Here is a 22,367-nt window from a genome sequence, read left to right as displayed (position 1 = left end):
CACCGCTTTCCAGTCCGGTTTTTTGGCCAAGCCATCGTCTAAATTTTTAATCACTTCCTCACGCAGTTGTGAACTCATCCCAATCACTTCTTGGGCAGCATCGATTTGTTCCCGAACCCCGGATTTACCAGCTTCTAGCAGCGCGATCGCGAGATTAATTCGAGCTTGTGGCGCTTGTTTATCGAGTTTAACGCTTTTTTGAGCCGCTTTCAGGGCAGAATTGGGTTTATCCGCGAGTAAATACAGCCAAGCCAGACTACACCAGACGGCAGAATTTTTGGGGGCGCGATCGCGCAAATCCCGAAAATAACTAATTAAATCCTCAATGGGTTCACCTGCTTGATACTTTTCTAAGCCTTGATCATATAACTCATTAATCGATTCACTCATCCTTTGCCTTGCTCCTAAATACCAAAGAGCAGACAATTCGCCTTGTCTGCCCAGATGATACTTTAGCAAAAAATGGATTTATACACCAAAAGACTTGCCACAACCGCAGGTTTGGGAGGCGTTGGGGTTAGTAAATTGGAAGCCACCGCCAATTAAAGCATTACTATAATCGAGTTGTAATCCGTAAATGTAGAGTAAACTCTTGGGGTCACAGATAATCTTAAAACCATCATAATCGAAGACCTCATCATCCTCTCGAACATTATTCGGATCTTCAAAGTCCATCAGATACGACATTCCCGAACAACCGCCATTACGAACACCAACGCGCAAACAGAGGTCTTTGCCTTGTTCTTCTACGTCACTATTGTTTAAGTCTAATGGTTGACAAGGGTTAGAAAAACATAAGTCACAATAGAGATGCAAACCAATCTTAAGCAAAATGAATCTTATGGGTCTATTCGGTTTCGGAAAAAAACTCAGTCTTCCTAATCGTGAGGAAGCGTTAGCCGGGCGCAATGAAGCGATGCCGATTACTAATCAACACTATGTTAATGGTCATCCCATTCAACCTCCTTTTCCCGAAGGCATGGCACTTGCCTTATTTGGCATGGGTTGTTTTTGGGGGGCAGAAAAAGCATTTTGGCAACTGTCTGGCGTTTACAGCACTGCGGTAGGTTACGCTGGAGGCATGACCCCAAACCCAACTTATCAAGAAGTTTGTAGTGGCATGACCGGACATAATGAAGTAGTGCGAGTCGTTTACGATCCTAAAACCATTAGTTATGAAACCCTGTTAAAGACGTTCTGGGAAAGCCATGATCCCACGCAAGGGATGCGTCAGGGCAATGACGTGGGAACGCAGTACCGTTCTGGGATTTATGTTTATAACGAGGAACAGCGTCGCTTAGCAGAAGCCTCGAAAGATGCCTATCAAAAAGCACTGATGGCAAAAGGCTACGGCAATATCACCACAGAAATTGTTGACGCTCCAGAATTTTATTATGCCGAAGACTACCATCAGCAATATTTAGCCAAAAATCCGAATGGCTACTGTGGCTTAGGGGGAACGCGTGTCGCTTACCCCGGTTTAAGTGAAGCCCAGACCGTGTAAATTTGAAAGCAAAAATTTCGGTAGGGTGCGTTAGAAGCGTACTCTACTGTTTGGTAAGCTATTAGTTAATATTCATGGAAAAACGAGTTTAGGAAAAATACCGATGATTTTACCGGGAAGTAAAGTAAGTGTGACCAATGTTGACGATATCTATTATCGCTTTGAAGGGTTAGTGCAACGCATTACCGATGATAATGCAGCGGTTTTATTTGAAGGGGGAAACTGGGATAAACTCGTTACCTTTCGCCTATCTGAATTAGAAGAAGTCCAGCCTCGCAAAGGTCGCAAGAAATAAGCACGACGATTAGGGGGCATAAATGCGGATTCCTCTTCCACAATTTTCCACCGATAACCGGCATCCCAATCACTTTGCCGAGGTGATTGAAACTAGCACCACTGATTTTTTGGCACAGTGTTTGGAACCGGAAGACCTTTCTTTTCCCGTCATGCCCCCGTTTGGAAGTTGGGTGAAATCGTTTGATGAAGAAACCGGGAATGAAGTGCTAGCAGTGGTCACTTATGTAACCACGACACCGATTGATTCTGTGCATCGTGCCCGGGCACTCGGTTTATCGTTGCAGGATTTACGAGAAGAACAGCCCCAAATCTTTGCCATGTTGAAAACAGAATTTCGGGTATCGATGCTGGGCTTTTTCACCGCCGAACCCGGGAATAATGGTAATGGACGAAAGGGAGGACGATGTTATCAGTATCTGCCCCCGCGTCCGCCCCAAGTTCACCAAGGGGTTTATCATTGCCAGACGAGTGAGATCATCCGCTTTACTGAAGAATTGGATTTTCTTCGCACTCTTTTAGACGTGAATACCGTTCCTGTGGATTCCCTACTGGCAGCCGTGTTGAGAGAAATTTATCGGCTGCGTCAAGCTGATCGAGAGTGGTTAGTCCAAGCGGGACGCAAATTAAGCACCTTGTTGAAAGACGATTATGATCGGTTGCGTTATATTCTCAGCCAGATCCATTTTTAGCGGTTAATCATGTAGGATTAATAGATATTCTTAGTTATTGGTAATGATTACCCGTAACTGGTCATTGCTCACGGAAACTGAGCTTGTCGAAGTTGGTCACGGTTTTATGACGGGACAAGAACTGCAACAACTGATTTTAAGTAAATGGGGCTATTCCTTTGATGTGCAGTTACGTCGCTTTCGGGATAAAATCTATCTGCAAGTGATGTGGCGGTATCTCGAACAAGCCTCTTTTCCCTTGGATGAAATCGAGTATCTAGAGCATTTGAATGCCGTTGCGAGTTACTTAGAAGCCTGGGGAAGCACCGCGCAAGTCAAAGCATTTATTCAGAAAACCAAGGAACGTCCTCGTTTAGGAAAGGCGGTAAATATTCCCCTTGATTTGGGAGAAAGAGCCTCCGAATGGATTATTGAAGGCTCTCCTTTATAGCGCCAAGGCTAGGCAGTTGCTGGTGTCGCGAAGGTCGGGAAGTAGGGTTGGTGTAAACAAATCAGTTGCGCGATCGTTTTTTTCAGTTGAAAGCGATTGATAATGGCATCAACGAAGCCATGTTGGAGTAAATATTCTGACGTTTGGAAGCCTTCGGGGAGTTTTTCTCGTAAGGTTTGTTCAATCACGCGTCGTCCCGCAAAACCAATGGTCGCTTTCGGTTCCGCGAGAGTAACATCACCAAGCATGGCAAAACTGGCAGTGACACCGCCGGTGGTGGGATGTGTGAGAACCGGAATATAGAGTAAACCGGCTTCACGATGACGTTGTAGCGCTCCAGAAATCTTTGCCATCTGCATCAAACTGAGCATTCCTTCTTGCATTCTTGCCCCGCCAGAGGCACAGATAATGACTAAGGGAAAGGCTTGTTCCGTGGCATATTCTACAAGACGACAAATTTTTTCGCCGACGACAGATCCCATACTGCCGCCCATAAAACGGAAGTCCATCACCCCAAGGGCAACTGGCAGTCCATCCATTAACCCGACACCCGTTTGCACCCCTTCGGTGAGGTGAGTTTTTTCTTGGGCTTCTTTGAGGCGATCCACATAAGCTTTACGATCACTGAAATTAAGGGGATCAACGGGTTGTAATTGTTCGTTTAAAGGTTGCCATGTTTCGGGATCAATTAACTGACGAATGCGTTCATTGCTATCCACCCGCAAATGATGATTACATTCACTACAGACAAAATGATTGGCTTGTAAGTCTTTGGTATAAGCGAGTACCCCACAAGATTCGCATTTACTCCACAAACCATCCGCAATTTCTCGTTCTGGGGCTTGTTTAAGGTCAGGTTCTGATTTTCGACGATTGGCAAACCAGTCAAATAAAGACATAAAAGTAAATCATAAGATTTTGCCCAACCATTATAGAACTCATGGCAGCTCGATTGAAGCAGTTTTGTATAAAAGGTTACGCTTGAAATCCTTGCCGGCAGAGCTTAGCCTTGCTTCAGTTCCCCAACAAGAATAACCAAAAAGGTAAGATCGCTAATAAGCCAATGGAACCGGTGGCAACCGTGGTCACAGTTAATTCGTAGTCTAATTGATAAGTTTCAGAAATCACTAAGGTGGCAAAGGCAGGGGGCATCGCCATTTGTAAAATCATCACCTGTTGGGCTTGGGTGGCTAAATTCAAGCTGGAAATGAGCAGTCCTAGGGTCAAAGGCACAAATAGCATTTTCAGAGCTAAACTGGCTGAGGCGACGGGAACATGACGCCATGACGTTAACTGACTCAGGCGCATTCCAATTAACACCAGAGATAAACTAATCACTCCCCAGCCGATGTTGTGTAAACTGGTTTCAACGAAGGGGGGAAAGGTGAATTGACGTAACCCTAACCCTAAAATTAGCCCCCAGAGAGGCGGATTAGCGAAGATGGGGACAACCAAATTGCTTAATTTTTGTTGTTGGTTGGAAGAAGAGATTGCCAATTCACTGAAATGATTGCCCAATAAGGCTCCTAACCCATAGGCACCGATAGTGGTTCCTAGCAAATCATAAAACACTGCCCAACCAAAATATTTTTCACCCACCATTGCCAGAATAATCGGATAGCCCAAATAACCCGTGTTCCCAAACATTGAGGTCAGCAAGAAGCTGCCTTGAAAGGTTTGTTTGACAGAATCATTACTGATAAAGAGTTTTAAGTAGAGCCAAGCGGAAAAGGCGCCCAGCGCGATCGCGCTCCAAGCGATAATCGGAGACAGCCAAATATTGCCGGATAAATCAGCTTGACGAAGAAAGGCTACAATTCCGATGGGAACACCGCAATAAAAGAGGAACTTCCCTAATAAATTCGGGACATTTTTGGTTAAATAACACCCCAACAGCCAACCCAGAAAAATCCCAGCTCCTAGTCGGAGGTAAAGTGCTAATAATTGGGAAATCATACCTGAATGATGCACTAAAACGATGATTTTAGACTAACGCTAGTTCAAGTTTTATTCAGCCACTGTTGCTGGATACCCCCAAATTACGGTCTCATGATCATAGAGGGCCATCCCTGGTTTTGCCCCTTTCGGTTTATAAACGTACTTTGGTTTTGTATAAATAACCGGCACTTGCTGACTTTCTCGGGCGCGAGAATAGTACGCTGCTACATTGGCAACAAACTGTAAATCATTTTCGTCAGGAACTGCTCCTGGCGGTAATCGCAACAAAATATGACTACCGGGAATTTCTTGTGAATGGAACCATAAATCATAATCCACTGCTGTGCGAAATGTCAGTTGATCATTTTGCCGATTATTCCGTCCCACTAAAACTTCATACCCACTGGGCGTCTGGTAAGTAATCGGTTGTGCTTGTTCCGTACTGGCGCGTTCTCGTTGCGGGATAATATAACCCTGTTCAATCAACTCTTCTTGAATTTCTTTCAAGGTTTGTAAATCTTCTTCTTTTTGGTAACCGTCTAACTGGTTTAAGGCCGCTTCTACTTGTTGGAGATACTGAATTTCTTTGTCTGTTTCCGCGAGGAGAGGGGCCACTGCTTGACGAGCCCGTTTCAACTTTTGATGACGTTTATAGTAGGCTTGCGCATTCTGCACGGCATTTTTTTCTGGGTTTAAGGGAATTTTGACCCGTTCATCGGTTTCAAAGTCAGGTAATTCAATCGCGGATGATCCCAGTTTCCATTGATAGGAATATGCCATCAGTAAGTCTCCCCGTTGGCGTTCAACTTCGGCATCCTCTGACTGTTTAAGGCGTTCCTGAAACGTTTGTTGTTTCTGGCGTTGTTTTTTGATCAAGCTACTTACTTTTTGTAGCAGTTGATGATGAAGTTGCTGGAAAGACTGTTGGTTGAGTTGTTCGGTGTAGTAGGTTTTCAGGAGAACGTGCACCGAAGCAACCGGTTCCCTCCTCCCCCAACCGAGAACCGTGAATCCGTTTTCTGTCCATCCGGGTTGAAACGTTTCTGTTTCCAGAATCTCTAACCACTCTTGCCACACTTGAAATAGGGTTTGCCAGTTTTCTTGAGTTAAAGTATCTGTGGTTTGTTGGGGATTTAAACCGGCGCGTTGGATCATCGCAGTGACCAGATTTGGTCCTAACCCACGATAAGTTTTGAGCAGTTGTCGTTTTAGTTCACCGGGAATTAACCCCACTCGTTCTTGCCAACTGTCCTGGGATTCCTCGCGACTAGGAATATTGCCTGTGAGGGCGGGTGGCGGTTCGTAGGGTTGTCCGGTTTGAATGGGGCGCAAACTCGATTTTTCCGGGCTAACTTGATGGGCGGCGGTGATAATTTGTTGGTTGGTATCGGTGAGAATGACATTGCTGTATTTCCCCATAATTTCTGCGTAGAGATGCCATAATGGCTCGTCACCGGGGCGAGGGGCAAATTGGAAATCAATGACCCGCTCCCAGGGAGAAATCAGGGGAATGGCCGTTAAAGCTAATCCTTGCAGTTGGTGACGCAATTGATCACTGAAAGTAAAGGTATCCGGGGTGCGGGGTGGGGCATCATCCAGACAAATTCTGGCTGCTTGGGGATGCCAGGAGAGGGTTAACCAGTCTCGTCCTTTCAGGGTGCGTAGGGCTAAGGCAATGGTGGCGCGATCGCGCTGATAGACTTGTTCTAAACGAGCAGGTAACCAAAAGGCTCGTAAATCAGCGCAAACGGCTCGCAGAGTGGTTAAATCAACAGGCTGCATAGGAGTCTCGGCAAATAAAGCAATGCTTTTCTAGTTTAATCTCCCTGTTTTAGGAAACCAATGCGAATGAAATTAGCAATGATGCTGCTGGCAAAAACGAACTTTACACTGCTTAATCATCAAACGTTTCCAATGCGCTAACATACGATATGCGAGATACATCGTTGAACTGATTTTTTCTTCTAGAAGCTCAATTGCGAACCATGACCTCAATCCCCCCCCGTCGTTATCACATCACTACGTTTGGTTGTCAGATGAATAAAGCTGACTCCGAACGCATGGCAGGAATTTTAGACGCAATGGGTTATCAAGCTGAAGCTGATCCTTATCTGGCTGATGTTGTAGTTTATAATACTTGCACGATTCGTGATAACGCTGAACAAAAAGTTTATTCTTATCTCGGACGACAGGCCAAACGCAAACAAAGTAGCGCTGAATTAACCCTAATTGTTGCTGGCTGCGTCGCCCAACAAGAAGGAGAAAAGTTATTAAGGCGGGTTCCCGAATTAGATTTAGTGATGGGTCCACAACATGCCAACCGCCTTGGGGATTTGCTCGAACAAGTTCAGGAAGGGAACCAGGTGGTGGCCACTGAACCCATCTATATCATGGAAGATATTACCAAGCCGCGGCGAGATAGTGAGATTAGTGCTTGGGTGAATGTTATTTACGGTTGTAATGAGCGTTGTAGCTATTGTGTTGTTCCCAATGTCCGGGGTGTGGAACAATCACGGACACCAGAAGCAATTCGGGACGAAATGGTTCTCTTAGGCAAACAGGGATATCAGGAAGTGACGCTGTTAGGGCAAAATATTGATGCTTATGGGCGAGATTTGCCGGGTTCGACGCCAGAAGGACGACATAAGCATACTTTGACTGATTTACTTTATTACGTTCACGATGTTCCGGGAATTGAGCGCATTCGCTTTGCCACCAGTCATCCTCGTTATTTTACAGAACGTTTGATTCGGGCTTGTGCCGAGTTGCCCAAGGTATGCGAGCATTTTCATATTCCGTTTCAGTCAGGAGATAATGAAGTGCTGAAGGCGATGTCTCGGGGATATACCCATGAGAAATACCGCCGCATTGTCGATAAAATTCGTCACTATCTCCCGGATGCTGCCATTAGTGCTGATGCCATTGTTGGGTTTCCCGGAGAAACCGAAGAACAGTTTCAAAATACCTTGCAGCTAGTGGAAGATATTGAATTTGACCAGTTAAATACCGCTGCTTATTCTCCGCGTCCGGGAACGCCAGCCGCCAAATGGGAGAATCAACTCAGTGATGAAGTGAAAAGTGACCGCTTACAACGGTTAAATCATCTCGTTTCCACGAAAGCAGCAGCGCGATCGCGCCGTTACCTGTACCGCACCGAAGAAGTGTTAGTAGAAGGACAAAATCCTAAAGATTCCTCTCAAGTGATGGGACGGACGCGCACTAACCGCTTAACATTCTTTGCCGGCGATATTGAACAATTGCGGGGCCAAGCAGTTCCTGTAAAAATTACAGAAGTTAGAGCGTTTAGCCTCACTGGCGAAAGGGTCTAAGGGGTCACTGGCGGAGTGACTTGCTCCTGTAAAAACTGGATGATCTTCTGTTCAATCTGTTCCGAGGCACAGGCGATCGCGTCATGTCCACAATTTTCCAGAATTTCTAAGCGTGAATTAGGCAGACGTTCCTGCAACGCTTCTCCATGGGCAAGAGGAAACCAACGATCGCAATCCCCCCATAAAATCAGCGTGGGACAGAGAATCTGGGACAAATTGTCTTGTACATAACTAATCAAGTTTGGTTCTTGGCGTTCGAGGCATTCAATTTCTCGGGCGGCTTGTTGTAAGGTCTGAGTAAAGTGCGCGATCGCGCCCGGATTTTCAATAAACGGATAAGTCAAGGCATAAACATCTTCATACCGACTCATGGCTGGGGTGGCGACCACCTCCCGACGCGCAAACCGCACTGCCTCTCGCACAATAGGGGCTAAGGGTTTCACCAAACGAGATTGATCAATTTCTCTGACGACTCCCAACGGAATTTTCGCCAGAAAACGCATACTAAGGCTGGGTAACGCTTCGGGAAAGATTGCCGCATTAATCAACACCAAACGGGCAAAATGTTGGGGATAATCAAGCGCCGCTGCTAAGGTGACTAATCCGCCTAAAGATTGAGCAATGATCGTTGCCGGTTCATCACATAACGCTGCAATCACTTGCGGTAACTCTTGCTGTAACTGGGTAATTTTCCAGCGAGACGGCTTATCAGAGAAACCGTGTCCCGTTGCATCAAACGCAATGACCCGAAACTGCTGAGCTAAAATCGGAATCAGTCGTCGCCAACTATAACTCCAACTTCCAATACCATGTAAAAAAATAATCGGCGGTCCCTCACCTCTTTCCCCATAAGCAAGATGATGAAATTCACCTTGAGAGTTGGATACAGGTAACATTTTTTGCCCGTCTGGAAAAGTGTTTTGCCACCAGTTTTTCATTCGCCTCACCTCTCTTCCCATGAGATCATTGTCAGTCTCGAACTCACTATTGATATCCGAATCACTTGCAATTAATTGTAAATTAAATATAACAAAGAATGGTTAATAATAAAATTTATCTTAACCCTTTTCTAGTTTAATCATAACGTTTTGATAACCTTGTTTTTTGCTTTAGTTCTTGACGATTCTCTCCCGATTATTTTGGTAAAAACAAATGGATCAATTTTTATTTATTAGCGACCTGGATAATACCTTGATTGGTGACGATCAAGCCCTACAACAATTGAATCGAATTTTACAGCAAAAGCGAGAAGAACACGGTGCAAAAGTAGTTTATGCAACGGGACGATCTCTATTTTTATATAAGAAACTGAAGACAGAAAAATCTTTAATTCCTCCCGATGCCTTGATTGCTGCGGTTGGAACAGAAGTTTATCTTGACCTTGAAACAGAACAAATGGATCAAGATTGGGTCAATCTCTTGTCTCAAAATTGGCAACCAGACAAGATTTTAACAATTACTCAACAATTTCCCGAGCTCATCCCGCAATCCCCCTCCGAACAAGGGCAGTTTAAAGTTAGTTTTCATCTCTCCTCTGAGACAGCGCAAACAATCATTCAACAGTTAGAAAAAAAACTAAGCAATGTTCCTTTAGAAATTAAACTAATTTATAGCGGTAGCAAAGACTTAGATATTATTCCTCAGCAAGCTGATAAAGGATTAGCCGTTAAGTTGTTGCAAAACAAGTGGCAAATCAGTGACTTTAAAACCGTTGTTTGTGGAGATTCGGGCAATGATATCGCTCTTTTTGACACCGGACAACCCCGCGGAATTTTAGTCGGAAATGCCCAACCTGAACTCCGAGAATGGTATAAAAGGAATAAAACTGACTATCGTTATTTTGCCAGCCAACATTATGCAGCAGGAATTCAAGAAGGTTTAAAGTACTTTAAATTTATCGGCTAATCTATTGTTATGAGTGAAATTGTTGCGACAAAAGAAAACTCCTTAGCAATCGCCCCATTAATTGAATTAAAAGGGATTACTAAGACCTTTGGCAAAAATGTTATTCTCGATCAAGTTGATTTAGCAATTTACGAAGGAGAGGCCCTGGTTATTATTGGTCCTTCTGGAACAGGAAAATCAACAATCCTTAGGATCATTGCCGGTTTATTAGCCCCAGATCGAGGAAAAGTTTATGTGAAAGGCAAGGAGAGAAACGGGTTAATTGAAGAGCATGATGATGACATGAATATTAGCATGGTTTTTCAACACGCAGCCCTCTTTGATTCCCTAACGGTTGATGAAAATGTTGGTTTTTATCTTTATCAAAATTCACGCTTACCTCGGAAGAAAATTCGGAAATTAGTGGAAGAAAAACTAGAAATGGTTGGTTTACCTGAAACTGCCGATCTTTCACCGGCACAACTTTCGGGAGGCATGAAAAAACGAGTGAGTTTTGCCCGAGCGATTATGTCGAATCCCGATGATCCTGATAGCTGCCCTGCTGCTATTTTATATGATGAACCGACAGCAGGATTGGATCCGATTGCTTCAACAGTGATTGAAGACTTAGTCCGTCAATTGCAAGATACTAATACTGGATGCGGAACCTATATTATGGTGAGCCATCAAGATAGTACGATTCGCCGCACTGCTGATCGTGTGGTTTTTCTATACGGTGGTAAAGTCCAGTGGCAGGGCAATGTTAATGAGATTGATACAACAGATCATCCCATGGTGCGACAATTTTTTAGTGCTAGTGTAGAGGGACCCATTCGTGTCATTGGGGATTAAATTAATTGCAATTAAACTAAGGACATAAATATGCGATCGCGTACGATTCGAGAAGGTTCTGTCGGTTTACTGATTCTCTTAGGTTTTATTTTATTTGGGGGCCTTTTTATTTGGTTGAGAGGGTTTAGACTTGGACAAACCAGTTACAATATTACCGTTGCTTTTCGGGATGCGAATCGAGTCATTGCTGGTTCACCTGTCCGCTATCGCGGTGTGAATGTTGGTGAAGTAGTGAGTATTAATCCGAATGCGAATGGGGTTGATATTGAAATTCAAATTAATCGAGTTGATCTGAGTATTCCGAGAGAAAATTTATTAGTCGAAGCCAACCAATCTGGATTAATTGGGGAAACTTCAATTGATATTTATCCCCAAGTGCAATTAGCCTCTGACCAAGCCAATATTAACCCGCTGAGTAAAAATTGTAATTCCCAAATTGTGGTTTGTGAAAACGATAGAGTTCAGGGGGAAGTCGGTGCTAGTGTTGATGTCTTAATCCGTAATACCTCTCAAGCTGCTGACTTAATTAGCGACCCTGAACTATTTAATAATATTAAGGCACTGACCAGGAGTGCTAAAAATGCTACGGATGGGATTGCAGAAGTGAGTGAACAGTTAACTCAAATTTCAGGAATTGTCACTGAACAATTAAAGGTTTTAACGGCAACAACAGAAGAAACAGGAGAACAATTAGCCGTGACGGCAGCGCAAACGGAAGAATTAATTAATAATGTTAACCGTTTGGTGATTACTAATCAAGATAATGTCACCATTGCACTGTCAGAAATTAGCGAAACGAGTCGGGAGTTAAATCGGTTAGTACAGATCCTTAACCCGACTTTAGTCAAGTTTAATCGGGATTTAGAAGAGGCCGATGTCCAAGAAATGGTGAATAATTTAGAGACTTTAACGGCTAATGCAGCAGAGGCGTCTGAAAATATCAAACAGGCCTCAAAAACGTTGAATAGTAAAGAAAACTTAGTCTTGCTGCAACAAACTTTGGACTCAGCTCGAGCCACCTTTGAAAATACTCAAAAAATCACCTCTGACCTTGACCAATTGACTGGCAATCCTGAATTGCGCCAAGATTTAGAAGATTTAATTCAGGGATTAAGTGACTTACTTTCTTCGACTCAAGATTTAGAACAACAGTTGGCAGTTGCTGAAAAAAATACTTTACAATTAAAGGAAGACTAGTTAATAACCCAGCTGAAAGAGAAGTCTTTCGGTGATGGCAATTGCAGAAAAGCGAATCACTGCAATTTGATGAAAATTAGGTTGTTGACGGTTAAACAGTTGGCAGTGGCAATGAAACTCCAGAAAAGCTCGACTGAGGTAATGAGCAAGCTTTTCCTTTTGCTGAGAAGAAGACAATTGTTCCAAGCCATCCCGAGTCGCAATTAGATGATAAAGGAGTTGCCAATCATCTCCTAGCAAGAGATTTTGATGGGATAAGGAAACGATTTTCCAGGTCTGGGTTGGATCTCGAAGAGAAATTAAGTTGTCTTTAAGACCTAGTTGTAAAAGCTGCCAGCACCGATCGCGCACGTATTGAGGCAATGACTGCATCGTCTCTGGCCCAGAAGCAGAGTCAAGTATTCCCCGGTAAAAATTGGTGCTGATTTCCTGAAAACCGTCTTCTAGCCATTGCTGAATTGCATATTCTGTGAGTCTAAACTCGATCCAAGCCGGAGGAGTAACTTGGATCTGAACCAAATTCGGGCTAATTTTCCGTTTTAATCTGTCTACTAGCGATGAGGCAATTTGACAAGCCAAATTGGACTGTTTTCCCGCCAAAGAGAGCGCGATCGCGCTACGATAGTTCAACCGGTTTTTTTGCAAACGAAGCGTTGAATAAATGTGATTAAAATTATTATTAGTTATAGCTACTTGTTTTATATTTAATTGACTTAAAGCAAAAAAAATACTTTCTACAAGTAAGCACTTAAAAGAGATCAATGACAATACCTCTGTTGACTAAGATCTTAATTTTGATGTATATTTTTATACGGGCGCAACGCAAATTTTTCAGACCATAGCGTTAAAAGTAAACATCAGTAAATCTAATGTACCCTTCTCCTTCTTCTGACACGAATCGTCCCTTTGTCATGTGGCAAAGAATTGCCGATTGGGCACAAACCCATTATCGAGAACGTACCTTTAGTAAAGATGAGCGGATTCCTGCCCGTGCAGGATTATTATATTTAGTTGAACGAGGAGTGATTCGTTTAGCAGGAGTTTCTCAAGATAACCGCACCTCATCGAAAAATCTAGCCGAAGCCGAAGAAACATTCTTGGGCTTTGTGGGTAGCGGTCAACCCTTTGAAATTGTTTCTCAATCTCCTTATACTCTGCAAGCCTACGCTCATGTCGAATCAACTTCTGTCATTTGGTTGTATTGGAAAGAGCTTGATACTTGGCCCTATTTTCGTCAAGAAATTTTAGAATCCTTTCGCGCTCAACATCAGCGCAAATTAATTTGGCTCAGTACTCTCGGACAACGACAGACCATTGACCGATTACTTGGTTTTATTACCCTTTTGGTGGAAGAACACGGAAAACCAATTGAACAAGGGTACTATTTACCGTTTCCCCTCACTCATGCTCAAATGGGTAGTGCAATTGGCTCGACTCGGGTCACTGTTACTCGCTTAATGGGCAAACTCCGACAAAAGGGGAAGATTTTAATGGTGGAAGAAAATCTAATCTGTTTACCCCATTCTCCCGAACCGATTACTCACTAGGGCATTTTCACAATTCACTCACTACTTTCCTAATGGAATCAGCGAAGCGAAAAGGTATTAAAGAGAGGAATACACTTGTTGATAATACGCCTGATATTCTTCTGATAATAAGGGTTCCCACCACTGACGATGGTTGAGATACCAGGCAACGGTTTCGCGCAATCCTTCTTCTACGGTTACTGACGGTTGCCAACCTAACTCTCTTTTTATTTTACTGGCATCAATGGCATAACGGCGATCATGTCCCGGACGGTCTTTAACAAAAGTGATTAAGTTTTGAGCAGGGGAAACAGGAAGACTTGGCGCTAGTTCATCCATGAGTTGGCACAAGATTTGAACTAAGTCAATATTTTTCACTTCATTATTGCCGCCGATATTATACGTTTCGCCAGGTTGCCCATTATGGAGAACGGTGTCTAAAGCCCGACAATGATCCACAACATACAGCCAATCGCGAACATTTTGACCATCGCCATAAACCGGTAACGTTTTTCCTAAAAGGATATTAATACAGATCAACGGAATGAGTTTTTCCGGATAATGATACGGACCATAGTTATTAGAACAGTTAGTAATTAAGGTCGGGAGTTGATAAGTGTGGTAGTAGGCACGAACCAGGTGGTCACTCCCGGCTTTTGAGGCAGAATAAGGGCTATTTGGAGCGTAGGGGGTTGTTTCTCGAAACGGTGGATCAGTTGGCTCTAATGTCCCATATACTTCGTCTGTGGAGACGTGGAGAAATCGTCCAGTGCCTTCAATTTGGGGGTAATAGTGACGAAAGGCTTCAAGGAGGGTAAACGTTCCGATAACGTTCGTTTGGATGAAACGATCAGGGGCTAAAATTGACCGGTCAACATGGGATTCCGCAGCAAAATGAGCAATGGTATTAATCTGGTAGTCTTGGAGAAGAGTATCCACCAAAGCGCGATCGCTGATCTCCCCTTGGACAAAATAAAAATTGGGATGGGACTGTATATCGTTTAAGTTATTCCGATTTCCCGCATAAGTCAGGGCATCCAGCACAAGAACTGTATCATTCGGGTAATGGCTCAGCCAATAGTGAACAAAATTGGAGCCAATGAAGCCTGCGCCACCTGTAACTAATAAACGACGAGGGGAATCTACCATAACCATTCATGAAGTTTAAAGACATCATGATTTTACCGCGATCGCGCAAGCTGACGCGCATCAATAATCCATTTTTGAACGGTTTCCACCGGTGGACAACAGTCTTTGCGCTTGAAGAGAGAGACCTGTAAGCGTAGAATTTGCCGATGCAGTTTTTGCGGATGCATTTGACTCAACTGGGAAATCGAAGCGATTCCCGCATGGAGAAGTAATCCGCAATATTCACAGCCCACACTCTCAACTCGGGCTAAATCTGCCATAATCAGCCATTTATTAATCTGTTGCGGTTTGAGTTGCAGCTGTTGCGCGATCGCGCTTTTTTCGACTGCGGTTTGCGCTTTTTGTAACAAGTCCTGTGTGGTATGAATTCCTAGGGCTTCCAGGCGCGATCGGGTGCTTTCGTCTAAGCGCGGTAAATTAGCAATGGGCCAGCTTTTTCCTTGCATTGTCTAAGCCGGTGTCACCCCTAAAAGAGGGCGACAACAAGATGAAATTACAATTTCACTTCAATATCAACGCCTGCCGGGAGGTCAAGCTTCATCAATGCATCAATGGTCTTAGAAGACGGTTGATAAATATCAATAATTCGGCGGTGCGTCCGCGTTTCAAAGTGTTCCCGAGAGTCTTTATTCACGTGGGGAGAGCGCAAAACACAATAAATTTTCCGTTTTGTGGGGAGGGGAATCGGTCCCACGGCATTGGCATCGGTGCGCTTTGCTGTTTCTACAATTTTGTCGCAGGAGGTATCAAGTAAACGCCGATCAAATCCTTTGAGACGAATCCGAATTTTTTGCTGCTGGATAGTTGCCATAGTTCAAATGAATTGAGTTGTCGAGGTTCAGAATAGTTGGGCGATTAAAGCCAAGATAAAGAGCAACAGGGAGATTTCCACTGCTGCTCGAAGGAGGTTCTATAAGTGAGCTATTTCACGATTTTGGAAACAACGCCAGCACCAATGGTGCGACCGCCTTCACGAATCGCAAAGCGCATTCCTTGTTCAATCGCAACGGGGTTAATGAGTTCTACGGTCATTTTGACGCGATCGCCGGGCATAACCATTTCTGCTGCACTCCCATCATCAGCAGTAAATGCAGTAATTGTGCCCGTTACATCAGTCGTCCGCACGTAAAACTGAGGGCGGTAGTTGGGAAAGAAAGGGGTGTGACGACCGCCTTCTTCTTTTTTCAAGACATAAACCTCAGCTTCAAACTGGGTATGAGGGGTAATTGAGCCCGGCTTTGCCAATACCATGCCGCGCTCAATGTCCTCTTTCTGGATCCCCCGGAGAAGAATTCCAACATTGTCACCAGCCATCCCTTCATCAAGAGTTTTCTGGAACATTTCCACGCCAGTCACTGTACTTTTACGGGTATCGTGGATCCCGACAATTTCCACTTCTTCTCCTACTTTGACCTTACCGCGCTCAATCCGACCGGTTGCAACCGTTCCCCGACCGGTAATGGAGAAGACGTCTTCAACTGCCATCAAGAAGGGCTTATCGATATCTCGTTCTGGGGTGGGAATATATTCATCTACTGCATCCATTAAATCGTAGATTTTATCAACCCACTCATTATCTCCTTTAGCAATGTCGGGTTTGTTAGTTAAGGCTTCCACTGCCATTAACGCTGAACCGGCGATGATTGGAATCTCATCTCCAGGAAAATCGTACTCGCTTAGGAGCTCCCGCACTTCTAGCTCTACTAATTCTAAAAGTTCTTCGTCGTCTACCTGGTCCACTTTGTTCAAGAAAACCACCAAATTAGAAATTCCGACCTGACGAGCCAGCAGAATGTGCTCACGAGTTTGGGGCATGGGACCATCCGCAGCAGAGACCACGAGAATTGCACCATCCATCTGAGCCGCGCCAGTGATCATGTTTTTGACATAGTCAGCGTGTCCTGGGCAATCCACATGGGCATAGTGGCGCTGATCCGTTTCATACTCCACATGAGCGGTGTTGATGGTAATTCCTCGTGCTTTTTCTTCAGGAGCCGCATCAATATCCTCGTATTTCCGTGCTTTTGCCCGACCCGAATAGGATAAAGTTAGGGTCAAAGCGGCCGTTAATGTGGTTTTACCGTGGTCAACATGACCAATTGTGCCAATGTTGGCGTGATCTTTTGTACGTTCAAATTTTTCGCGTGCCATGAGTCAATTCTTCCTTAAAATATCCTATTTATGCGTTCCCTTGAGTTTTGGCAATGACGGCTTCAGCAACATGATTGGGAACTTCAGCATAGTGACTGAATTCCATCGTAAAGATGCCTCGACCTTGCGTTTTCGAGCGGATGTCAGTAGCATAACCAAACATCTCCGCGAGTGGGACTTCTGCCGAAATTTTGGCAATCCCATCTTCGGTATTCATATTACCGATTTGACCGCGACGAGAGTTGAGGTCACCCATAACGTCCCCTAAGAAATCTTCAGGAACTTCAACTTCCACCTTCATCATTGGCTCTAGCAAGGCTGGGCTAGCTTTCTTCACTGCTGCGCGAATCCCCATCGAACCGGCTATTTTGAAAGCCATTTCTGAGGAGTCCACATCATGGTAAGACCCATCAACTAATCTGACTTTCAAATCAATCAGGGGATAACCTGCTAATATACCAGATTCACAGGTTTCTTTGATCCCTTCTTCCACTGAAGGAATGTATTCTTTTGGAATGACCCCACCGACAATTTTAGAAGTAAATTCAAAACCAGTCCCTGGTTCTCCAGGTTCCACTTCTAAGACAACATGACCATATTGTCCTTTACCGCCGCTTTGACGAATGAATTTCCCTTCCGCATTTCCTGGTTGGCGAATGGTTTCGCGATAAGCAACTTGAGGCTGACCAATATTCGCTTCAACTTTATACTCCCGTAACATCCGATCCACGAGAATTTCCAGGTGGAGTTCTCCCATGCCAGCAATGACCGTTTGATTCGTTTCTGGATCAGTGGTCACCCGAAAAGTCGGGTCTTCGTCCGCTAGTGCTTGCAGGGCTTTGGAGAGTTTCTCCATGTCTGCCTTAGTTTTTGGCTCAACCGCCACAGAAATAACCGGTTCGGGAATGAAAATGGACTCTAAAATAATGGGGTTATTTTCATCACAAAGGGTATCCCCAGTGGTTGTATTTTTCAAGCCCACGATCGCGCCAAGTTCCCCTGCTCTGAGCTCATCCACTTCAATCCGATCATTGGATTTCATCACAATCAAGCGCGAGAGGCGTTCTTTTTTATCCTTAGTGGCGTTATAAACATAACTGCCTTTCTGCAGCACTCCTGAGTAAATCCGCACAAAGGTTAACCGACCATACGGATCCGCTGCCACTTTAAATGCCAAGGCTGCTAACGGTTCGTCATCGCTAGAAGGACGAGTGGCTTCCGTACCATCTGGGAGTACCCCTTCAATGGGAGGGACTTCTGTTGGCGCCGGGAGATAATCCACCACTGCGTTCAATAAAAGCTGTACACCTTTATTCTTGAACGCCGACCCGCATAACATGGGAACAATTTCTCGGTTTAAGGTTCCTTTACGCAGTCCACTGCGGATTTCTTCCTCACTTAAGGTTTCTTCAGCAAGATATTTTTCAAGAAGTTCTTCATCCGTTTCTGCAACTGCTTCTACAAGCTTGGCACGATACTCTTGAGCTAGCTCCATCATCTCCTCAGGAATTTCGGTGATTTCAATATCCGTTCCCAAGTCATTGTTGTAGATGTAAGCCTTCATTCCCACGAGGTCAACGAGTCCTAAAAAGTCACTCTCAGCACCAATGGGCAGTTGAATGGGAACCGCATTGCAACGCAGCCGATCGCGCAATTGTTCATAAACTTTATAGAAGTTAGCACCGGTGCGATCCATCTTGTTAACAAAGACAATTCTGGGCACACTGTAGCGTTCGGCTTGTCGCCATACCGTTTCGGTTTGGGGTTGCACGCCTCCCACAGAACACAGAACCGTAATCACCCCGTCTAACACTCGCATGGAACGTTCTACTTCGATGGTGAAATCCACGTGACCCGGGGTATCGATAATATTAATTTTGTTATCGAGCCAGCTGGTACTAATTGCTGCTGCAGTAATGGTGATGCCTCGTTCTCTTTCTTGAGACATCCAATCCATAACCGCATTTCCATCATGAACTTCCCCCAGTTTATGCGCAACCCCTGAGTAATATAAGATGCGTTCGGTTGTCGTTGTCTTCCCGGCATCAATATGGGCAGCGATTCCGATATTGCGGACTCGTTCTAGGGGAATAGTACGTGCCATAGCGACCTCCTTATTTGAGCAGTGCTGCTTTTTATATACATTTTTTGGCTGTTTACAATTTTATAACTTTTTTTACATTTCCACCGCCCGTCAAGCATTTCCACTGCTGTTTTTCCTTTAGTAGCGGTAGTGAGCAAAGGCTTTGTTGGCTTCTGCCATTTTATGAGTTTCTTCCCGTTTGCGAATGGTGCTACCCGTTTCATTTGCCGCATCAATAATTTCGTTGGCAAATCGAATCGCCATGGTTTTGCCAGAACGACTGCGACTATACTGAGATAACCAACGCAAAGCAAGGCTGGTTCCTCTTTCCGGGCGCACTTCCATCGGCACTTGATAGGTAGCACCACCGACCCGTCTGGCTTTAACTTGGACGAGTGGCGTGACATTACGCACTGCTTGCTCAAACGTTTCTAGAGGATCACTGTTAGTTTTTTCTTCTACGAGCTTAAAGGCATCGTATAAGATTCGTGAGGCAACTGATTTTTTCCCATCCATCATTAAACGCCGAATCATCATACTCACGAGACGGCTATTATAAACTGGATCGGGAGGAACTGGACCTTTTTTGACGTTACTCCGACGAGACATAAGCGAGCTTCCTAAAATTTAGCTTATTCTTTTGGGCGTTTGGTTCCATATTTGGAACGCCCTTGACGACGATCTTTGACTCCTGTAGTATCGAGAGTCCCCCGAACAATGTGGTAGCGAACTCCGGGTAAATCTTTAACCCGTCCACCGCGAATGAGAACCACTGAATGCTCTTGTAGGTTGTGACCGATCCCAGGAATATAGGCAGTCACTTCATAGCCAGAGGTCAGGCGGACTCTTGCTACTTTACGCAAGGCAGAGTTGGGTTTTTTCGGCGTTGCGGTATAAACCCGCGTACACACTCCTCGCCGTTGGGGACACTGTTTCAGAGCGGGCGATTTTGTCTTTTGCGTTAATTTTGACCGTTCTTTGCGAATGAGTTGTTGGATTGTGGGCATGAGTCAGCCTTGGACAATTCCTAATTTAATGCTATATTTACTGTCATCTATTTTTGAGTCAACAGCACCCCATTGTATCCCTCTTTTTTGAAAACTGTCAAGCTCTGCTGCGGGCAGATTGGCAGGGATCGAGTTTCTTGAAGGTTAAAATTGAGGAGCCAAATCCAATGACTGCCTTACTAATTGTATAACATGACACAGCAATTCCCGATCTTAGTTGCTGTTTAGCAAGCAGCCAATAAAAAACTCCTGAGATCAGGAGTGGTGATCATAATTTATTTTTAGGTTGAAGCTTTAAAATCAAACAACCTCTCCCCGAAGGAGAGAGGAAGATTTAGAGTCCGATCAAATGAGATTAACCGAGTGCTTCAGCTCCGGCAACAACCTCTAAAATTTCTTGGGTAATGGCAGCTTGACGGGCTTTGTTATAAGACAAGGTCAAAGTTTTAATTAATTCAGTTGCGTTATCACTCGCGTTGTTCATGGCGGTCATCCGTGATGCTAGCTCACTGGCGGCTGATTCTTGCAAGGCTCGCAATAACTGATTATTCAGATAGAGGGGTAAAAGAGCATCCAGGATTTGAACCGGATCCTGTTCAAATAACATGTCCCGAGGATAGGTTTGGGTCCGGGTTTCGCTCTCAATTTTTTCCCGTTCTACCTGAAAGTCTCCTCCTTTGGTCGTTAGACGGAAAATTTCGTCATCGGAGACTTCCAAGCCTTGCGGATCCAAGGGGAGTAAAGTTTGAACAACCGGACGAGAACTAATTAAAGAAACAAATTTTGTATAAATTAGTTCGACGCGATCAACGGTTTCTGATAAGAACAAGGAAAGAAGTTCGTCAGCAATAGTGGACGCTTCTTCTGCGGTAGGAATTTGTTCCAAGTTAGTGTAAGTCCCCTCAACAGGCGCCTGACGACGTTTGAAAAACTGACTGGCTTTAGTTCCGACTAAAATGTATTTGTAATCGATGCCTTCTGCTTCGAGTTCCTGTGCCCGTTGACGGGCTCGCTTAATAACGTTGGCATTATAAGCACCACATAAACCCCGATCACCCGAAACAACCAATAATCCCACTGACTTAACTTCTCGGTTGTCAAGTAGTGGTAGATCAACATCTTCAAAACGGAGGCGGGTTTGCAGATTATATAGGACTTGCGCTAGACGGTCAGCAAAGGGACGAGTGGAGCTGACTTGCTCTTGTGCCCGTCGCACTTTTGCGGCTGCAACCAGGCGCATCGCTTCAGTAATTTTACGGGTGTTTTTCACCGAATCAATGCGATCGCGAATTTCTTTTAAGTTTGCCATAATTTTTTCTTTTAATCCTCTATTGGTAGAGAGGGAGAGAGGGGGAGTTGGGAGGAAAAGGAGTAGATTTAATTTAAACTCCTTTTCACCCTGTCGCCGTTTCCCGTGGTCTCCTCCTCATGAAAACTTACATGGAGGCTTTGAAGGTTTCTTTGTACTCAGAAATTGCTTCTTTAAGCAGGTTTTCTGCTTTTTCCACCAGCTTCTTCTCAGAACTAATCACTTCCGCAAACTCAGGCTTGCTATTGGTCACATATTCCCGCAACCCTTGCACAAAGTCGGTTACTTTTTCCACTGGCAGATCATCGAGATAACCATTAATGCCGGAATAAACTACTGCAATTTGTTCGCTCACCGACAAAGGAGAGTTTTGGGGCTGTTTGAGCATTTCCCGTAAGCGTTGACCCCGGGCCAGTTGTTTTTGAGTGGCTTGGTCTAAGTCAGATGCAAACTGAGCAAAGGCTTCGAGTTCAGCAAACTGCGCTAGTTCTAGCTTTAGTTTTCCGGCAACTTGCTTCATTGCTTTGATTTGCGCGGATGAACCCACACGGGAAACGGAAATCCCGACATTAATGGCTGGACGGAAACCGGAGTTGAATAAGTCTGAAGACAAGAAAATCTGTCCGTCAGTAATCGAAATCACATTCGTGGGAATGTACGCCGAAACGTCACCCGCTTGAGTTTCAATGATGGGCAGTGCGGTCATACTGCCTTCCCCCAACTCTTCGTTGAGTTTTGCTGCCCGTTCTAACAAGCGGGAGTGGAGATAGAAAACATCTCCGGGATACGCTTCCCGACCGGGCGGACGGCGGAGGAGAAGCGACAATTGACGGTAGGCTTGCGCTTGCTTAGTTAAGTCATCGTAAATAACTAAGGTTGCCTTACCCTGATACATAAAGTACTCCGCGATCGCAGCACCGGCGTAAGGGGCAAGATATTGTAGCGTCGCTGGGTCACTGGCGTTGGCGGCAACAATAACTGTGTAGTCTAAAGCTCCCCGTTCTTCGAGGGTACTGGCTACC

24 protein-coding genes and 1 pseudogene are annotated in these 22,367 nt (G+C 44.6%); 9 read left to right on the top strand and 16 right to left on the bottom strand.

Translation table 11 applies throughout. The annotated features are described in order from the left end of the window. Together GVY04_17615 and GVY04_17610 are read right to left on the bottom strand one after the other, a co-directional pair. A partial coding sequence (locus tag GVY04_17615) for a hypothetical protein (protein NBD17876.1) occupies nucleotides 1-390 on the bottom strand: 390 nt, incomplete at its 3' end. A gap of 78 nt (nucleotides 391-468) precedes the next feature. Further along, nucleotides 469-747 (bottom strand): annotated as a pseudogene (locus GVY04_17610) (iron-sulfur cluster assembly accessory protein). Nucleotides 748-841: 94 nt separating this feature from the next. On the opposite strand from GVY04_17610, the gene msrA reads away from it, so the two are divergent. The 4 genes from msrA to GVY04_17590 all read left to right on the top strand — a co-directional run bounded on the left by msrA (nucleotide 842) and on the right by GVY04_17590 (nucleotide 2,920). Next, nucleotides 842-1,504 (top strand): peptide-methionine (S)-S-oxide reductase MsrA, encoded by a 663-nt coding sequence (gene msrA / locus GVY04_17605; protein ID NBD17875.1) that lies wholly within the window; start codon nucleotides 842-844, stop codon nucleotides 1,502-1,504. 103 nt (nucleotides 1,505-1,607) lie between these two features. Then, nucleotides 1,608-1,799: a DUF3252 domain-containing protein gene (locus tag GVY04_17600; protein ID NBD17874.1), complete on the top strand. Its 192-nt coding sequence runs from the start codon at nucleotides 1,608-1,610 to the stop codon at nucleotides 1,797-1,799. 22 nt (nucleotides 1,800-1,821) lie between these two features. After that, nucleotides 1,822-2,490, top strand: coding sequence for a hypothetical protein (locus GVY04_17595; protein ID NBD17873.1), 669 nt, complete (start codon nucleotides 1,822-1,824; stop codon nucleotides 2,488-2,490). Between the two features lie 106 nt (nucleotides 2,491-2,596). After that, on the top strand, nucleotides 2,597-2,920 hold the full coding sequence (locus GVY04_17590) for a DUF3067 family protein (GenBank protein NBD17872.1): 324 nt from the start codon (nucleotides 2,597-2,599) through the stop codon (nucleotides 2,918-2,920). Between the two features lie 8 nt (nucleotides 2,921-2,928). On the opposite strand, the gene accD is transcribed toward GVY04_17590, so the two are convergent. The 3 genes from accD to GVY04_17575 form a co-directional block, all read right to left on the bottom strand. Further along, complete coding sequence (gene accD / locus GVY04_17585; GenBank protein ID NBD17871.1) at nucleotides 2,929-3,819, bottom strand: acetyl-CoA carboxylase, carboxyltransferase subunit beta; 891 nt, start codon at nucleotides 3,817-3,819, stop codon at nucleotides 2,929-2,931. A 115-nt stretch (nucleotides 3,820-3,934) separates the two neighbouring features. Further along, on the bottom strand, nucleotides 3,935-4,873 hold the full coding sequence (locus tag GVY04_17580) for an AEC family transporter (GenBank protein ID NBD17870.1): 939 nt from the start codon (nucleotides 4,871-4,873) through the stop codon (nucleotides 3,935-3,937). A 54-nt stretch (nucleotides 4,874-4,927) separates the two neighbouring features. Further along, complete coding sequence (locus tag GVY04_17575) at nucleotides 4,928-6,640, bottom strand: DUF814 domain-containing protein (protein ID NBD17869.1); 1,713 nt, start codon at nucleotides 6,638-6,640, stop codon at nucleotides 4,928-4,930. Between the two features lie 203 nt (nucleotides 6,641-6,843). On the opposite strand from GVY04_17575, the gene miaB reads away from it, so the two are divergent. Beyond that, a complete protein-coding gene (gene miaB / locus GVY04_17570) occupies nucleotides 6,844-8,187 on the top strand; it encodes a tRNA (N6-isopentenyl adenosine(37)-C2)-methylthiotransferase MiaB (protein NBD17868.1) in 1,344 nt (447 codons plus the stop codon). Here miaB and GVY04_17565 read toward each other — a convergent pair. Beyond that, nucleotides 8,184-9,125 carry an alpha/beta fold hydrolase gene (locus GVY04_17565; protein ID NBD17867.1) on the bottom strand — a complete coding sequence of 314 codons (942 nt, stop codon included), beginning with the start codon at nucleotides 9,123-9,125 and terminating at the stop codon, nucleotides 8,184-8,186. The genes miaB and GVY04_17565 overlap by 4 nt on opposite strands. Nucleotides 9,126-9,339: 214 nt before the next feature. Here GVY04_17565 and GVY04_17560 point away from each other — a divergent pair, with 214 nt between their 5' ends. Genes GVY04_17560 through GVY04_17550 form a run of 3 tightly spaced genes read left to right on the top strand, consistent with a single transcriptional unit; the run spans nucleotide 9,340 to nucleotide 12,120 of the window. Continuing rightward, a complete protein-coding gene (locus GVY04_17560; protein NBD17866.1) occupies nucleotides 9,340-10,092 on the top strand; it encodes a sucrose-phosphate phosphatase in 753 nt (250 codons plus the stop codon). A 9-nt stretch (nucleotides 10,093-10,101) separates the two neighbouring features. Continuing rightward, entirely contained in the window at nucleotides 10,102-10,923 is an 822-nt protein-coding gene (locus GVY04_17555; GenBank protein NBD17865.1) for an ATP-binding cassette domain-containing protein, read from the top strand. A gap of 30 nt (nucleotides 10,924-10,953) precedes the next feature. Beyond that, nucleotides 10,954-12,120 (top strand): MCE family protein, encoded by a 1,167-nt coding sequence (locus tag GVY04_17550; protein ID NBD17864.1) that lies wholly within the window; start codon nucleotides 10,954-10,956, stop codon nucleotides 12,118-12,120. Here the strand turns inward: GVY04_17550 and GVY04_17545 are convergent, their stop codons facing one another. Next, nucleotides 12,121-12,750 carry a hypothetical protein gene (locus GVY04_17545; protein NBD17863.1) on the bottom strand — a complete coding sequence of 210 codons (630 nt, stop codon included), beginning with the start codon at nucleotides 12,748-12,750 and terminating at the stop codon, nucleotides 12,121-12,123. A gap of 239 nt (nucleotides 12,751-12,989) precedes the next feature. Here GVY04_17545 and GVY04_17540 point away from each other — a divergent pair, with 239 nt between their 5' ends. Next, nucleotides 12,990-13,667 carry a helix-turn-helix domain-containing protein gene (locus tag GVY04_17540; protein ID NBD17862.1) on the top strand — a complete coding sequence of 226 codons (678 nt, stop codon included), beginning with the start codon at nucleotides 12,990-12,992 and terminating at the stop codon, nucleotides 13,665-13,667. Between the two features lie 57 nt (nucleotides 13,668-13,724). Here the strand turns inward: GVY04_17540 and rfbB are convergent, their stop codons facing one another. The 9 genes from rfbB to atpA form a co-directional block, all read right to left on the bottom strand. Then, nucleotides 13,725-14,801, bottom strand: a complete 1,077-nt coding sequence (gene rfbB / locus GVY04_17535) for a dTDP-glucose 4,6-dehydratase (protein NBD17861.1) — start codon at nucleotides 14,799-14,801, stop codon at nucleotides 13,725-13,727. A 26-nt stretch (nucleotides 14,802-14,827) separates the two neighbouring features. Then, complete coding sequence (locus GVY04_17530) at nucleotides 14,828-15,241, bottom strand: DUF4332 domain-containing protein (protein ID NBD17860.1); 414 nt, start codon at nucleotides 15,239-15,241, stop codon at nucleotides 14,828-14,830. A gap of 47 nt (nucleotides 15,242-15,288) precedes the next feature. Next, nucleotides 15,289-15,606 carry a 30S ribosomal protein S10 gene (rpsJ, locus tag GVY04_17525; protein ID NBD17859.1) on the bottom strand — a complete coding sequence of 106 codons (318 nt, stop codon included), beginning with the start codon at nucleotides 15,604-15,606 and terminating at the stop codon, nucleotides 15,289-15,291. A gap of 110 nt (nucleotides 15,607-15,716) precedes the next feature. Continuing rightward, nucleotides 15,717-16,946: an elongation factor Tu gene (tuf, locus tag GVY04_17520; protein NBD17858.1), complete on the bottom strand. Its 1,230-nt coding sequence runs from the start codon at nucleotides 16,944-16,946 to the stop codon at nucleotides 15,717-15,719. A gap of 28 nt (nucleotides 16,947-16,974) precedes the next feature. Next, nucleotides 16,975-19,050, bottom strand: a complete 2,076-nt coding sequence (gene fusA, locus GVY04_17515; GenBank protein NBD17857.1) for an elongation factor G — start codon at nucleotides 19,048-19,050, stop codon at nucleotides 16,975-16,977. Between the two features lie 117 nt (nucleotides 19,051-19,167). Next, entirely contained in the window at nucleotides 19,168-19,638 is a 471-nt protein-coding gene (gene rpsG, locus GVY04_17510) for a 30S ribosomal protein S7 (protein ID NBD17856.1), read from the bottom strand. Between the two features lie 23 nt (nucleotides 19,639-19,661). Further along, nucleotides 19,662-20,036: a 30S ribosomal protein S12 gene (locus tag GVY04_17505; protein NBD17855.1), complete on the bottom strand. Its 375-nt coding sequence runs from the start codon at nucleotides 20,034-20,036 to the stop codon at nucleotides 19,662-19,664. Nucleotides 20,037-20,391: 355 nt separating this feature from the next. Continuing rightward, nucleotides 20,392-21,345 (bottom strand): F0F1 ATP synthase subunit gamma, encoded by a 954-nt coding sequence (locus tag GVY04_17500; protein NBD17854.1) that lies wholly within the window; start codon nucleotides 21,343-21,345, stop codon nucleotides 20,392-20,394. Nucleotides 21,346-21,472: 127 nt separating this feature from the next. Then, on the bottom strand, nucleotides 21,473-22,367 hold an 895-nt coding region (gene atpA / locus GVY04_17495), incomplete at its 5' end, for a F0F1 ATP synthase subunit alpha (GenBank protein ID NBD17853.1).

The sequence above is a fragment of the Cyanobacteria bacterium GSL.Bin1 genome (assembly GCA_009909085.1).
In the GTDB taxonomy this organism is placed as follows: domain Bacteria; phylum Cyanobacteriota; class Cyanobacteriia; order Cyanobacteriales; family Rubidibacteraceae; genus Halothece.
This window is presented reverse-complemented; position numbering and strand designations above follow the sequence as displayed.

Coding starts and splice junctions, on each gene's coding strand:
- msrA (NBD17875.1), top strand. CDS start 842: ATGGGTCTATTCGGTTTCGGAAAAAAACTCAGTCTTCCTAATCGTGAG.
- GVY04_17600 (NBD17874.1), top strand. CDS start 1,608: ATGATTTTACCGGGAAGTAAAGTAAGTGTGACCAATGTTGACGATATC.
- GVY04_17595 (NBD17873.1), top strand. CDS start 1,822: ATGCGGATTCCTCTTCCACAATTTTCCACCGATAACCGGCATCCCAAT.
- GVY04_17590 (NBD17872.1), top strand. CDS start 2,597: ATGACGGGACAAGAACTGCAACAACTGATTTTAAGTAAATGGGGCTAT.
- accD (NBD17871.1), bottom strand. CDS start 3,819: ATGTCTTTATTTGACTGGTTTGCCAATCGTCGAAAATCAGAACCTGAC.
- GVY04_17575 (NBD17869.1), bottom strand. CDS start 6,640: ATGCAGCCTGTTGATTTAACCACTCTGCGAGCCGTTTGCGCTGATTTA.
- miaB (NBD17868.1), top strand. CDS start 6,844: ATGACCTCAATCCCCCCCCGTCGTTATCACATCACTACGTTTGGTTGT.
- GVY04_17565 (NBD17867.1), bottom strand. CDS start 9,125: ATGAAAAACTGGTGGCAAAACACTTTTCCAGACGGGCAAAAAATGTTA.
- GVY04_17560 (NBD17866.1), top strand. CDS start 9,340: ATGGATCAATTTTTATTTATTAGCGACCTGGATAATACCTTGATTGGT.
- GVY04_17555 (NBD17865.1), top strand. CDS start 10,102: ATGAGTGAAATTGTTGCGACAAAAGAAAACTCCTTAGCAATCGCCCCA.
- GVY04_17550 (NBD17864.1), top strand. CDS start 10,954: ATGCGATCGCGTACGATTCGAGAAGGTTCTGTCGGTTTACTGATTCTC.
- GVY04_17540 (NBD17862.1), top strand. CDS start 12,990: ATGTACCCTTCTCCTTCTTCTGACACGAATCGTCCCTTTGTCATGTGG.
- rfbB (NBD17861.1), bottom strand. CDS start 14,801: ATGGTTATGGTAGATTCCCCTCGTCGTTTATTAGTTACAGGTGGCGCA.
- GVY04_17530 (NBD17860.1), bottom strand. CDS start 15,241: ATGCAAGGAAAAAGCTGGCCCATTGCTAATTTACCGCGCTTAGACGAA.
- rpsJ (NBD17859.1), bottom strand. CDS start 15,606: ATGGCAACTATCCAGCAGCAAAAAATTCGGATTCGTCTCAAAGGATTT.
- tuf (NBD17858.1), bottom strand. CDS start 16,946: ATGGCACGCGAAAAATTTGAACGTACAAAAGATCACGCCAACATTGGC.
- fusA (NBD17857.1), bottom strand. CDS start 19,050: ATGGCACGTACTATTCCCCTAGAACGAGTCCGCAATATCGGAATCGCT.
- rpsG (NBD17856.1), bottom strand. CDS start 19,638: ATGTCTCGTCGGAGTAACGTCAAAAAAGGTCCAGTTCCTCCCGATCCA.
- GVY04_17505 (NBD17855.1), bottom strand. CDS start 20,036: ATGCCCACAATCCAACAACTCATTCGCAAAGAACGGTCAAAATTAACG.
- GVY04_17500 (NBD17854.1), bottom strand. CDS start 21,345: ATGGCAAACTTAAAAGAAATTCGCGATCGCATTGATTCGGTGAAAAAC.